Source organism: Streptococcus tangpeifui (assembly GCF_011038795.1).
GTDB classification, from domain to species: Bacteria; Bacillota; Bacilli; order Lactobacillales; family Streptococcaceae; genus Streptococcus; species Streptococcus tangpeifui.
On the sequence record NZ_JAAKDU010000001.1, the window covers coordinates 90473 to 104129 of the forward strand.

The window sequence follows — 13657 nt, forward strand, 5'->3', positions numbered from 1 at the left end:
TCAAAATGATGGGATCAAATGAGAAAGAGCAAATAGCGAAGTTTGAGAATGATAAACTTGCTCAGGAGTATCTTGAGGTTTTGAGAAAACTAATTGCCAAAAAATCTATCTTTGCTCAAGGAATTGGCTTGAAAGAAGTGGCTAACTATCTAAAGGATATTTTTTCTCAAGCTGGAGGGGAGGTCTTGGTTGATGAGAGTTATCAGGCGCCCTTGGTGCTTGCCAAGTTTAAGAGCCCTAATCCTCAGGCTAAGACCCTTATTTTCTATAATCACTATGATACGGTCCCAGCGGATGCCGATCAGGTCTGGACAGAGGATCCCTTTAAACTGAGCCTCAGGGACGGGTATATGTATGGCCGGGGTGTTGATGATGATAAGGGACACATTATTGCTCGCCTGACGGCTGTGTGTCAGTATATGGCAGAAGTGGGTGCCTTACCCCTTAATATAACCTTCATGATGGAAGGAGCTGAGGAGTCAGCCTCAACGGATTTAGAAGAGTACTTGACTAAGCATAGAGAAGACCTTCTGCCTGCTGATTTTTTAATCTGGGAACAGGGGATTAAAAATGCCAAGGGGCAGCTGGAGATTACTGGTGGCAATAAGGGCATTGTTACTTTTGATTTATCTGTGAAAAGTGCTAGCGTTGATATCCATTCAAAATTTGGAGGTGTTATTGAGTCTGCAACTTGGTACCTTCTTAGGGCTATTGACAGTATGCGTGACGATCAAGGGCGTATCTTGATTGATGGTATTTACGATCAGGTTCAAAAGCCGACAGAAAGGGAATTGGAATTGGTCGAAAAATATGCTATCGAAAATGGAAAAGGTCTGACAGATTTATATGGCTTAGAATTACCTGTTATGTTAGAAGATAGACAAGCTTTTCTGAAACGCTACTTTTTCGAACCTGCTCTTGGTGTGGAAGGAATCCGTTCAGGTTATCTGGGCCAAGGTGTCAAAACAATTATTCCGTCAACGGCTCAAGCCAAGATGGAGATGCGCTTGGTACCCGGATTGACACCGGCATTTGTTATTGATAAAATTAAGCGTCATCTGCTCAAGCATGGCTTTGATGCTGTCCAAGTAACCTACACTTTAGGGGAGGAAAGCTATCGTTCTGATATGTCGGCTGAGCCTATTCTTCGTGTGATTGATTTGGCTAAGCGATTCTATCCAGCAGGTCTAGCAGTCCTACCGACAGCTGCTGGGACAGGCCCTATGAAGATGATTCATCAGGCTCTTAAGGTTCCTATGGTCGCCTTTGGCTTAGGAAATGCTAACAGTCGAGATCATGCCGGAGATGAAAATATTTCGATTGCAGATTATTATACTCACATTGAACTAGTTAAGGAGTTAATAAAATCATATGAATGAAACTATTATTCAATTAGATCATATTGATATTACTTTCCATCAAAAGAAAAAAGTCATTGAGGCCGTTAAGGACGTGACGGTCCACATCAATCAAGGGGATATCTACGGAATCGTTGGTTACTCTGGTGCTGGGAAGTCCACCTTAGTCAGGGCCATCAATCTCTTGCAGATTCCTACAGCAGGAAAGGTTCAAGTTGCTGGCGATCCCTTATTTGATAAGGGAAAGGTGACCTTGGATTCTGCTAAATTGCGGCAGAAACGTCGTGAAATCGGAATGATTTTTCAACATTTTAATCTGATGGCTCAAAAAACGGCTAGGCAAAATATCGCTTTTGCCTTACGCCACTCAGATTTATCCAAGGAAGAAAAGGCTAAAAAGGTTGACCAACTGTTGGAATTGGTGGGATTGGCAGATCGCTCCGATAATTATCCAGCTCAATTATCTGGCGGTCAAAAGCAAAGGGTGGCCATTGCTCGTGCGCTGGCTAATGATCCAAAGATTCTGATTTCCGATGAATCGACCTCAGCTCTCGATCCCAAGACAACCAAGCAAATTCTGGCTCTTTTACAAGATTTGAATAAGAAATTGGGCTTGACAGTCGTTATGATTACCCACGAAATGCAGATTGTTAAAGATATCTGTAATCGGGTAGCTGTCATGCAAAATGGTTCTTTGATTGAAGAGGGATCCACTTTGGAAATCTTTTCTAATCCTAGGGAAGCCTTGACGCAGGATTTTATCAAAACAGCAACGGGGATTGATGATGCCTTGGCTAAAATTAATCGTCAAGAGGTGGTTGAGAATCTGGGAACAAATGATCGTCTGGTCTTACTGCGTTATGCTGGAGCTTCGACCGATGAGCCCCTTCTCAATCAGCTTTATAAGGACTATGAGGTTTCGGCCAATATTCTTTACGCCAATATTGAAATTTTAGGAGACACGCCTGTTGGGGAGATGGTCGTGATACTGTCCGGTCAACAGGTTGAGTCTGCTCTAAAAGTTATTGAAGAGGCAGATGTATCTGTTACGATTTTAAAGGGAGGTAGGAAATAATGGAGCTGATTGAAAAGTATTTACCCAATGCCTATGAGTTGGGCTGGTCTGGTGATTTAGGCTGGTGGTCTGCTATCTTGGCAACTCTCTACATGACCTTTTGGAGCTTTTTGATAGGGGCTTCTCTGGGACTGGTTGCAGGTCTTTTTCTCGTTTTGACGGGCCCAGGCGGTGTTATTGAAAATCGACCAGTCTTTTGGGTGCTGGATAAGATTGTTTCAATTTTCCGTGCGATTCCTTTTATTATTTTGCTGGCAATCTTATCAGGTATCACACTCTTTCTCGCTGGGACAACGCTTGGTGCGACTGCCGCCTTGGTTCCTCTTTCAGCAGCTACCTTCCCCTTCTTTGCCCGCCAAGTTCAGGTGGTCTTTTCCGAAATGGATAAAGGGGTGATTGAAGCAGGACAGGCTAGCGGCGCAACACTATGGGATATCATCAAGATCTATCTCAGTGAAGGTCTTCCTGAGCTCATTCGTGTTTCTACTGTTACCTTGATTTCATTGGTTGGAGAAACAGCCATGGCTGGTGCCATTGGTGCTGGCGGTTTGGGAAATGTGGCCATTGCTTATGGCTATCAGCGTTTCCAAGGAGATATCACTCTGGTAGCGACTATCTTTATCCTTCTTTTAATTTTTATCATTCAGTTTACTGGTGACTTTTTAACAAGAAAGTTGAGTCATAAATAATAAACAGCTAAGAAGAGTACCCTGCTTTGTCTGGATGAGAATCCAGCGGTGGGGTGCTTTTTTACTTTCTTACAATATTGTAAGAAAGTAGAGAACGATTGTAAGGTTCAAGGGGAAAATTTTCGGTAAACTAAAGATGGTTAAAGATCAAAGAACTTGTTAGGCCAATTCAGCTTTAAGCTGGCTGGTACTTAAGTTATAATAAATAGAAAAGAGGAGACCACATGCTGTTAGAAATTAATCATCTCAAGAAAATTTTCCGTACACGCTTTTCCAAGGAAGAGACCCATGCCTTGCAGGATGTTGATTTTAAGGTCGATACAGGCGAATTTATCGCCATCATGGGAGAGTCAGGTTCTGGTAAAACCACGCTTTTGAATATTCTGGCGACTTTGGAGAAGCCAACAGAGGGCTCAGTCATGCTCAATGGTCAGGATATTACCAAAATCAAGGAGAGTCAGCTGGCTGGCTTTCGCCTCAGAAATTTAGGTTTTGTCTTTCAGGAGTTTAACCTGCTGGATACTCTGTCTGTAAGAGACAATATCTTTTTGCCTTTGGTTTTGGATCGTAAGTCTTATCAGGAAATGAATCATCGTTTAAATGATCTGGCTCCTGTACTCAGAATTCAAGATTTATTGGATAAACGCCCCTTTGAACTGTCTGGTGGGCAAAAGCAGCGAGTAGCAGTGGCTAGAAGCCTGATGGCCAATCCGCAGGTTTTGCTGGCTGACGAACCGACAGCCGCCTTAGACTACCGCAATTCTGAAGACCTGCTCAACCTATTTGAAGCTATTAATTTAGATGGTCAGACTTTGCTTATGGTCACCCACTCAGCCAATGCCGCAGGTCATGCTAAACGTGTGCTTTTCATCAAGGACGGCCGGATTTTCCACCAGCTCTACCGTGGTGATAAGAGTAATAAAGATTTTAGTAAGGAAATCTCGCTAGCCATGTCAGCCCTGTTAGGAGGTGAGTAGGATGTTCTATCTCAAAATGGCTGTTCGCAACCTCAAAAACTCTATGAGTCAGTATGGTCCCTTCATGCTGGCTAGCCTCCTGCTCTTCTCCTTGCTATGTTCCTCTTGGCTGATTTTGCTCAGTCCTATGGGGAAAGGAATGAACACTGGGGCCACTACCTTGGTTTTAGGCATTTTTGTCCTGACCATCTTTTCTCTTATCATGGAGCGCTACAGCTATAAAATCTTACTCAAGCAGCGCAGCCGTGAGTTTGGCCTCTATAATATTCTGGGTATGAATAAAGCTCAAGTTGGAGTGATAGCGACGCTGGAGTTAGGAATGATCTTTTTGGGGTTAATTATTCTGGGATCGGTGTTCAGTGCTGTCTTCTCAAAGTTTCTCTATCTCATTTTTGTCAATATCATCGATTATGACAAGCTTAATTTAAAGCTGACCGTTCTGCCTTTTATTCTTACTGTTCTTATTTTTGCAGGGATCTTTCTGATCTTGGAGCTAACAGCTCTCTGGCATATCAGAAAGTCTTCCCCTCTCAACCTCTTTAGTAAGCAGGAGCAGGGGGAAAAAGAACCTAGAGGCAATATTATTTTGGCGGCAGCTGGACTCTTATCACTTGGGTGGGCTTATTATCTCGCTTTAACATCTACCAATTCTGCTGCTCTCGTAGTACTGTACCGTTTCTTTATCGCTGTGCTATTGGTTATTGCTGGGACCTATCTCTTTTATATCAGTTTTATGACCTGGTACCTCAAACACCGCCGTAAAAACAAGACTTATTACTATCAACCTGAGCACTTTGTCACCACCTCGCAGATGATTTTTCGCATGAAGCAAAATGCAACAGGTCTAGCCAGTATTACCCTGTTGGCGGTCATGGCTCTGGTCACCATCGGAACGACAGTATCCCTCTACAGTAATACTCAAAATGTGGCCAGAGAGACTTTTCCAAAATCCGTCAGAATTACCTATGGCACTAAGCATGGCGAAGGACGGCAGCGCTTGCAGGCTGATGTCTTAGATAAACTGGAGAAATCGGATAAGGACCTTATTGACTACACCACGAACCTGATCTTTATGCCCCTAAGCACTCAAAAATCTGTGCGTGTAACCGATAAGGATGTTCTAGAGGATGTTAGTCAACAAGGGTTTGTCTATGTCCTGACGCAGAAGGATTTCCGAAGACTAGGCAATAATCTCCCCCACCTAAAAAAGAAGCAGGCAGCTTTCTATATTCAAAAGGGGAAGAGTCGGCTAAAAACCCTCGATTTATTAGGACGGCATTATGATATCGTCAAGAACTTTAAAGCTGTGCAAATGCCAGACGTTGCTACGACCTATAATCCAGGCGTTCTGGTCGTCGCTGACCGTCAAGAAGTTAAAGCTATAGTAGCAGCGTATAAGCCCTATTTATCTAAGATGACAACAATGAGTGAAACGTATACGGCCTACTTGGATCTGTCTGATAGGGAAATAAAAAAAGTTGCACCAGATGGCATCGGTATCGGTCAGAGTAAAGATGCAAATGCGGGGCATCTGGACACACGCGAGGCCTCTCTAGCAGAAGGTTACCAGATTTTTGGCGGTTTGCTCTTCACAGGTGTCCTTTTAGGTAGCAGTTTTATTCTAGGATTGGCTCTGATTATCTACTACAAACAGTATTCTGAAGGGTATGAAGACAAGAAATCTTATCGTATCTTGCAAGAAGTCGGTATGAGTGAAGGACAGGTAAAAAAGACCATCAATTCACAAATTATCCTCGTCTTCTTTATGCCTTTGGCCTTTGCTGCCTTGCACTTTGTGATGGCTATTCCCATGCTCAAGCAGATGCTTCAAGTTTTCGGTGTGACCAGTTCCAATCTGGTCTACCTTGTCAGCGTTATAACGGTTGCGGTTATCGCCTTAATCTACTTTATCATCTACCGCCTGACCAGCCGCACCTATTATCGTCTAATTGAACGCTGAAGAGTAACTGATTATTAGGATTAAATGTCCAAGGACCCAGTCGATAGTTTCGACTCAGGTCCTTTTATGTTAAAATGAGTTAAAATGACTAGTAGTCTCGTTGCAAGAGCCAGCTATAGAAAGGATACTTATGAATCAGCCCAAAGGGAAAATTTATCTGGTTGAAGATGATTCGACCATCGTAGCGCTCCTTAGCCAGCATCTATCAGACCGGTATCAGGTTGCCAGTGTCCGTAATTTTCGTGATGTCCGTCAAGAAGCTGAAAATTTTAGACCAGATCTCATCTTAATGGATATTACCTTGCCTTATTTTAATGGCTTTTATTGGACAACAGAGATTCGCAAGTCTATGACTGTCCCTATTATTTTTATATCGTCCAGTGATGATGAGATGGACATGGTCATGGCTCTCAATATGGGAGGTGACGATTTTATTGCCAAACCTTTCTCACTGCCCCTTTTGGATGCTAAAATCTCAGCTTTTCTACGCCGAGCCCAGCAGTTTACGGCTGATGTTTTGCAGATAGGTGATTTTAGTCTGACACGTGACGGCCTTTTGTCTAATGGTGACAGGCAGGTTACCTTATCACCGACAGAAAATAAGATTTTAGCTATTTTACTGTCTCACAAGGATCAGGTTGTTTCTAAGGAAGAACTGTTGGAAAAGCTTTGGGAAAACGAGAGTTTTATTGATCAGAATACCTTGAGTGTTAATATGACCCGCCTGCGTAAAAAGATAAGCCCTTTAGAGTTTAATCATATTCATACGGTGAGAGGAGTAGGGTATTTACTCAAATGATTAGGAAGTACATACAAGAATACGGCCTTTGGTACTTGATTTATGGCCTTATAGCTGGTCTGTTTTGTCTAACTTTTTGGCTCTATCACCTGCCTTTGGAGTATTTTATCAATAGTCTGGCTTTAAATATCGTTATTTTGTTAGGGTTTAGTCTCTGGCTTTATGCCCATTTTTATAGTAAGCTACAACAACTAAATAATACTACAATTAATTTTGAGCCGGCGGATTTTAAAAGATGGCAGTCTCCTAGTGATCGAGCCTATCAGGCGATTATCGCTGATTTAAAGGCCAAAGAGGCTGAGATTTTATTGGATGCGGCTCAAGAACGCAATCGGTTGGAATCTATGATAAAAATGTGGTCCCATCAGATGAAAGTTCCTATCTCTGCCTTATCGTTCATGGCTCAAACCCAGCAGCTGGACAAGAGTGAAGTCGAGCAGCAGCTTCAACGATTGCAGCACTATCTCAATACCTTACTGGCCTACCTTAAATTCAGCCGGCATAATGATGACTTTCGCTTTGAACTTATCTCGGCGCGTGAGATAGCTGTCGATCTTGTTAAGAGCTATCGGACACTCTGTCTTTCTAAAAATCTATCGGTGTCCATTGAGGGTGATTGGCAGATCAAGACAGATAAAAAATGGCTGACTTTTGCCCTAGCTCAGATCCTGGACAATGCTATTAAATATTCTCAGGACAATAGCCAAATCAGATTTATAATGACTGATCAAGGGGTGACAATCAGTGATCAAGGTATAGGTATTTTACAAGAAGATTTGCCAAGATTATTTGATGAAGGCTTTACCGGTTATAATGGGCATGAGCACCAAAAGGCCACTGGATTTGGTCTTTACATGACCAAGCAGATATTAGACAGTCTAGGGCTTTCTATCCGAATAACCAGCCAAGTCGGTCAGGGAACCAGTGTCAGAATTACAAAATCATAGTTCTATATCACAATGGCCAAGTCCTTGATTGCTAGTCAGTCAATCTTAGTTCTTAACATAATAATAAAACCACCTGTTAAAAAGGTGGTTTTAAATTTATTATGACTTCCAGCCAGTTTTCTAAAAGAGAAAAACAAATAAACCACCCGTCAAGCGGGTGGCTATATTCCTATTATTTCATCGTAGGGAACAACAATACGTCGCGAATGGTTGTGGTATCGGTTAGCAGCATGACCAGACGGTCGATGCCGATACCCAGTCCGCCTGTTGGCGGCATACCATATTCGAGAGCCTCGATGTAGTCATAGTCGATACCAGTAGCTTCATCATCCCCAAGTTCTTTGGCAGCTGCCTGAGCCTCGAAACGTTCCAATTGATCAATCGGATCATTAAGTTCTGTAAAGGCGTTGCCGTATTCATTGGCCATTATAAAGAGCTCAAAACGATCTGTGAAACGTGGGTCATCTGCATTTTTCTTAGCCAGAGGAGAGACTTCAACTGGGTGTCCGTAGACAAAGGTTGGCTGAATCAGCGTTTCTTCAACAAATTCTTCGAAGAAGGCGTTAATAATATGTCCAACAGATGTAAAGTGGTTCTCAAGTGGAACATTTTTTTCCTGTGCCAGCGCTTGAGCTTCTTCTAAAGACATTTCCTGCCAAAAATCAACTCCAGTCACTTCCTTGATGGCATCAACCATGTGCACACGCTTGAAGGGGGCGTTGATTTTGATTTCAGTGCCTTGATAAATGACAGCAGCATCCCCCTTAACGGATTTAGCAGCATGCTGAATAATGCCTTCGGTCAGATCCATGATATCATTGAAATCCGCATAGGCCTGATAAACTTCAATAGAGGTAAATTCAGGATTATGGGTAGCATCCATTCCTTCGTTACGGAAGATGCGGCCGATTTCATAAACACGCTCCATACCACCAACAATCAGGCGTTTGAGGTGGAGTTCGGTTGCAATCCGCAGTACCATGTCCATATCCTGAGCATTGTGGTGGGTGATAAAAGGCTTAGCTGCTGCACCGCCTGCCTCATTATGAAGAACAGGTGTTTCAACTTCCAGAAAGCCAAGGCTATCTAAGTATCGGCGAATTTCAGAAATGATTTGTGAGCGAGTGACAAAGCGTTCGAAGCTGTCACGATTGGTAATCAAATCCAAATAGCGTTTGCGGTACTTAGTTTCTACATCTGTTAGACCATGGAATTTTTCAGGTAGGGGACGCAAGGCCTTGGACAGATGCGTAATATGAGTTGCCTTGATAGAAAGTTCTCCCATATCGGTCCGCATGATTTCACCTTCAACGCCCAAGAAGTCACCGATATCAGCCTTTTTGAAAATTTGGTAGTTTTCATCACCAACGGCATCCTTACGGACATAGATTTGAATTTGCCCTTCACGATCTTGCAGGTGAGCGAAGCCGACTTTCCCTTTACCACGTTTGGTCATGAGGCGGCCAGCAATAGTAGCGGTGTCGTTAAGCTCATGAAGTTCTTCCTTGGACTTATCATCATATTTAGCTTTGAGCTCAGCCGAATTTGCAGTTCGTTCAAAGCGTTGGCCAAAAGGGTCAATGCCCGTTTCGGACAAAGCCGCCATTTTTTCTCGGCGGACAATTTGTTGGTCATTCAATTCTTGCTTATGTTCCTGAGACATGTTTATCCTCCAGTAATTACTCCAATCTATTTTATCATAAAATAGGGACATGCGATATAGGAAAATAAGTGCTTTCTCTCTTTCTAGACAAAAAGAAAGAAGTGGTTCAGTAAGAACCTAAGAAAATAGGGAAATAGGTTGACAATGTTTTTGAAATTTTAATATAATATAAGTAAATAAATTGAAATATTTCTAATATTTATTATTTTTTGTTTTCTTGTCTTTATTATCGATGAAAGGCAGGAAAAGATAGTTTTGGGAGGATTATCAATGCGTAAAAAAGAAGTTCTGGGTTGTGCTCTGATGATGAGTGCTCTCGTTTTGCCAATGTCTGTAGAAGCTAAGGCGGCTGCCAATAGCTTTTATGACAATCAAACCAACGCTCAGCGGGCAGATATTACTAATTGGGTGGCTAGTACGCCAACACAGATTAGTCAAAATATGTCATCGCAAAAGATCAATGTGAATCATCTAGATGGTGAACGTTATATTATCCAATGGGGTGATACCCTCTGGGGCATTTCACAAGCGACAGGTATTTCTGTTCAAAAATTGGCCTACGATAACCACATTGCTAATGTTGACTTGATCTATGCTGGAGATATCCTGATTCTCAAGCGTGATGGTCAAGTACCAGCGGAATATCATTATAAAGGTTCTGGACACTATGTTGCCCAGACTTCGATTACTATTAATTTCAGTTATCAAGACAATAACACCATTGTTATTGTCAATAATACCTCATTCTATGAAGATAACCATATCGAACATACCTATCCTATTGTAGAAAAAGGTCGTAGTACTTCTTCATCTGAGGTAGAAAAAAATGAATCATCATCAAATAACCAAGACAATAGTACTACTTCATCTGCTAAAAAATCTGCTAAAGTAGAACGTGGTCAGTCAGAAAAAGATGAGACTTTAGACAATGAAACTTATCAGGATGCTGTTCAAAATGAGTTAAATGCGTTGCTTGATGATGGAATTAATTTCCTTCCACATAATTCAGGAGCTGATACGGCCAGTCGAACTAATGAATTGGAAGAGGAAGAACTCTATGCTCAAGATCAAACTGTAACTGTTAGTGACATCGCTTCTACGAACAAAGGTGCTAAAGCAGTGGCTCAAGCTATTTATGAACAGTTGAATAAAGATGGCTATCTAGGAAATTTGGTAGACGCTAGAGAAGTTCAACTGCATATTATGCAAGATGGCCAATCAACAATTAGTTTCAATGTTAGTGTCTACAATGAATCTGAGGAATCTGAAGAATCTGACGATAGTTCATCAAGCAGTAGCAAGGATAGTGAGGCTTCTGACAACAGTACAGATACTGATAATTATTCTTCAGATTCCAGTCAAACAGACTCACCGGATTCTGTTACGGAATTCAGCGAAGACGATTAGTAAAAGAGAATGGGAGAAATGATGACAAAACGTAAATTGATATCCATCCTAGTTGTATTACTTTTAGCCTGTATTATTGGGGGTGGTAGTTTTTACTATTATGCTAGCCACCATGTTGAAAAGATGATTTCAGGCCATGCCTATCAATATTCTAGTAAACTCAATGGCAAGGATAATAATCGGACCATGTATGTTACTTTTTCAGAAAATAGCGATAAGGCAATTGTAACTCAAGATAAATCAGAAGCACTAAAAGCTACACGAAGCAGTGGACAATTCGAGCAGGTCTATAAGGAACAGAGTAAAAATGCTAGTTGGAAATACAAGGCCAGTGATAATAAACTAACTTTGGGTAAGGTTGAAGGAAATCAACTTTCCCAATGGCAATATAATAATGTGTTGGCCTTTGGTAAACATTTTAGCTCTAGTAATTTTACTTATCAAATTGCCAAGGCGGGTCAAGGTCAAGTCAAACAAAAGATGATTTTTAAACAGATTGACTAGTATTAGAAGCGTTAGAGACATGGCTTCCAATGTTGCTATACATAATGTTTTTTACAAGAACTTAGTTTTGTGATGAAAACTAAGTTCTTTTTGATTAGAAGGTAGAATGGCAATATTTGCCTGAAACAAAGCATTAATGAGGTCTTGTCTGTAGTTTGTCGACTATGTTACAATAAGGGCAAGTATGATTACTTAAACACGTCTACACTCCTGTGATAAAAGGCTTATCGTCCCTGAGTCCTTAGGGGGGCACCATCAGATTCTCCATTTTCTTTGGAGTGCTTTACGTTTAGTACCTTATGAAAGGAAAGTTATTGATGAAAAAATTAAGTCAGAAAGAGCTGGAATGGATTGCAGCTTTTGAAGAAATCAATCATCGCAAACCGACGCCCAAAGAGGTTCAGGAAGCCTTTGCGAATCAGCAAAAGCAGGGTTCAAGTCAGGCTAAGACTGCCTCTAGTGATCGTAAGAATAAGCGTCAGCTGGCGCTCAGTCTGCTGATTTTTGTCTTATTAATTGTTATCGCAGTGTTGGTTTTTCAATTAAGGCAAGAGAAGTCCCAGCCTGTCCGCACTCAACAGACTAGTCAGAGAGATAGCCGTGTCAGCAAATCTCGCTCATCATCAAAGCCCTCGTCCTCTTCTAGTCAGAGTTCTTCCTCAGGTCAATCCTCCCATTCTTCCTCAGGAGCTGATCATCAAAACGCGAAATCCCAGTACTGGAATTCTAACAAGGCCAGTCAGTTGGCAGACTTTATGGATTCCTGGGGTAGACAGATGAAGCAGCCCAACTACCAGAAAATAGCGGTTGAACTCCCAGTCTATTGGCAGGATGGCAGCAAACTTAGCAGTGATGAGACAATTGTGGATGCTTATGAGTATTGGTACGGTAACGGTACCAGCGTCCATCGCTACATTTTTGTGATCAGTGCTTCTGGTGAACCTAAGGTTCTCTACTCGCAAGATACCAATGGTGACCGTTATGTTGTTAAGGAAACGGAAAACCAAGAGCTAAAAACTGGTTTTAGCGATATTGTGACTGGCGATTAGCGTTTGTCATTCTGCCCAAAAGATAGTATAATTTTTGGGAAATAAAATCGAAAGGTCTATCATGATTACTTCTATTGTTTTTGACGTTGATGATACGATTTATGATCAGCAAGCTCCCTATCGTCTGGCTATAGAGCAGTGTTTTCCAGACTTTGATATGAGCCAAATAAACCAAGCTTATATCAGGTTCCGTCATTATTCTGATATCGGTTTTCCTCGTGTTATGGCTGGGGAATGGACAACAGAATATTTCCGTTTCTGGCGCTGCAAGGAGACCCTCTTAGAATTTGGCTACCGCGAAATAGATGAAGCAGCAGGCAGCCACTTCCAAGAAGTGTACGAGCACGAATTAGAAAATATCACCATGTTGGACGAAATGCGGATGACCCTTGATTTTCTAAAGGAAAAAGGGGTTACTATGGGAATCATCACCAATGGTCCAACCGAGCATCAGCTCAAGAAAGTCCGCAAGTTAGGTCTCTATGATTATATTGAGCCGGGGCACGTTCTCGTTAGTCAGGCCACAGGCTTCCAAAAACCTGAGAAGGAAATTTTTAATCTGGCAGCAGAGCAATTCGGGATGAATCCCGCCACCACTCTTTACGTCGGTGATTCCTATGACAATGATGTGGTTGGTGCTAAGGCCAGTGGTTGGCAGGCCATGTGGTTCAACCACCGTGGTAGAAAGCTTAAGACAGGGACTAAGCCTGTCTATGATGTAGCTATTGATAGCTTTGAGCAACTTTTTGGGGCAGTGAAAATCCTCTTTGACCTTCCTAACAGCAAGTTCTTCTTTGATGCTAATGACACAGAAAATCCTGTTCTGAAGATGGGAATCGAAAACGGCTTGATGATGGCAGCAGAGCGACTTTTAGAGAGCAATATGAGTGTGGATAAGGTGGTTATTCTTCTGCGCTTGAGCAAGCAGCAAGAACGAGTATTGCGAATGAAATATGCCTTACGATAATAAAAAATATAGAAAAAGCCAAACTTGGAAATGTCTCAAGCTTGGCTTTTTTGCCTGTTTTGATAGGTCAGTTCCTGTACCCGACAGTCAGTAATAAAATCCTATCAAGGGTAGGGTTATTAGAGTGGATAAGGCCTCAAGTTGTCTTCTTATTTTGAGATGAGATGACTCAATATTGACGACGGCTTTAGAGTAAGGGAGATAGATGGCATAGTGCTTCCTTGTTAGTCACCAGCTGCTTTTGTCAGCGAGATAAGAATGG

The 13657-nt window shown here is 41.9% G+C and carries 12 protein-coding genes; 11 read left to right on the plus strand and 1 reads right to left on the minus strand.

The window, feature by feature from the left end; all coding sequences use genetic code 11:
- Positions 1–5 precede the first annotated feature (5 nt).
- The 7 genes from G7Y32_RS00425 (at position 6) to G7Y32_RS00455 (ending at position 7805) form a co-directional block, all read left to right on the plus strand.
- On the plus strand, positions 6–1379 hold the full coding sequence (locus tag G7Y32_RS00425) for a M20/M25/M40 family metallo-hydrolase (RefSeq protein ID WP_165209111.1): 1374 nt from the start codon (positions 6–8) through the stop codon (positions 1377–1379).
- Positions 1372–2433, plus strand: coding sequence for a methionine ABC transporter ATP-binding protein (locus G7Y32_RS00430; protein WP_165209114.1), 1062 nt, complete (start codon positions 1372–1374; stop codon positions 2431–2433). Before G7Y32_RS00425 ends, G7Y32_RS00430 begins: the two co-directional genes overlap by 8 nt.
- Positions 2433–3122, plus strand: coding sequence for a methionine ABC transporter permease (locus tag G7Y32_RS00435; protein ID WP_165209117.1), 690 nt, complete (start codon positions 2433–2435; stop codon positions 3120–3122). Before G7Y32_RS00430 ends, G7Y32_RS00435 begins: the two co-directional genes overlap by 1 nt.
- Before the next feature lie 224 nt (positions 3123–3346).
- Complete coding sequence (locus tag G7Y32_RS00440; protein WP_165209120.1) at positions 3347–4099, plus strand: ABC transporter ATP-binding protein; 753 nt, start codon at positions 3347–3349, stop codon at positions 4097–4099.
- 1 nt (position 4100) lies between these two features.
- Entirely contained in the window at positions 4101–6059 is a 1959-nt protein-coding gene (locus G7Y32_RS00445) for an ABC transporter permease (RefSeq protein WP_165209123.1), read from the plus strand.
- A gap of 130 nt (positions 6060–6189) precedes the next feature.
- A complete protein-coding gene (locus G7Y32_RS00450) occupies positions 6190–6858 on the plus strand; it encodes a response regulator transcription factor (protein ID WP_165209126.1) in 669 nt (222 codons plus the stop codon).
- A complete protein-coding gene (locus G7Y32_RS00455; RefSeq protein ID WP_165209129.1) occupies positions 6855–7805 on the plus strand; it encodes a sensor histidine kinase in 951 nt (316 codons plus the stop codon). Before G7Y32_RS00450 ends, G7Y32_RS00455 begins: the two co-directional genes overlap by 4 nt.
- A gap of 172 nt (positions 7806–7977) precedes the next feature.
- Here G7Y32_RS00455 and lysS read toward each other — a convergent pair whose 3' ends face one another.
- Positions 7978–9468: a lysine--tRNA ligase gene (gene lysS / locus G7Y32_RS00460; protein WP_165209132.1), complete on the minus strand. Its 1491-nt coding sequence runs from the start codon at positions 9466–9468 to the stop codon at positions 7978–7980.
- A gap of 270 nt (positions 9469–9738) precedes the next feature.
- Here lysS and G7Y32_RS00465 point away from each other — a divergent pair, with 270 nt between their 5' ends.
- The 4 genes from G7Y32_RS00465 to G7Y32_RS00480 all read left to right on the plus strand — a co-directional run bounded on the left by G7Y32_RS00465 (position 9739) and on the right by G7Y32_RS00480 (position 13395).
- On the plus strand, positions 9739–10875 hold the full coding sequence (locus G7Y32_RS00465) for a LysM peptidoglycan-binding domain-containing protein (protein ID WP_165209135.1): 1137 nt from the start codon (positions 9739–9741) through the stop codon (positions 10873–10875).
- A gap of 21 nt (positions 10876–10896) precedes the next feature.
- The gene (locus G7Y32_RS00470) at positions 10897–11379 is read left to right on the plus strand and encodes a hypothetical protein (RefSeq protein ID WP_165209770.1); all 483 of its coding nucleotides are present in this window, start codon (positions 10897–10899) and stop codon (positions 11377–11379) included.
- A 317-nt stretch (positions 11380–11696) separates the two neighbouring features.
- Positions 11697–12428: a DUF4767 domain-containing protein gene (locus G7Y32_RS00475; RefSeq protein WP_241154180.1), complete on the plus strand. Its 732-nt coding sequence runs from the start codon at positions 11697–11699 to the stop codon at positions 12426–12428.
- Positions 12429–12489: 61 nt separating this feature from the next.
- Positions 12490–13395 carry an HAD family hydrolase gene (locus tag G7Y32_RS00480; protein WP_165209773.1) on the plus strand — a complete coding sequence of 302 codons (906 nt, stop codon included), beginning with the start codon at positions 12490–12492 and terminating at the stop codon, positions 13393–13395.
- Positions 13396–13657: the final 262 nt, after the last annotated feature.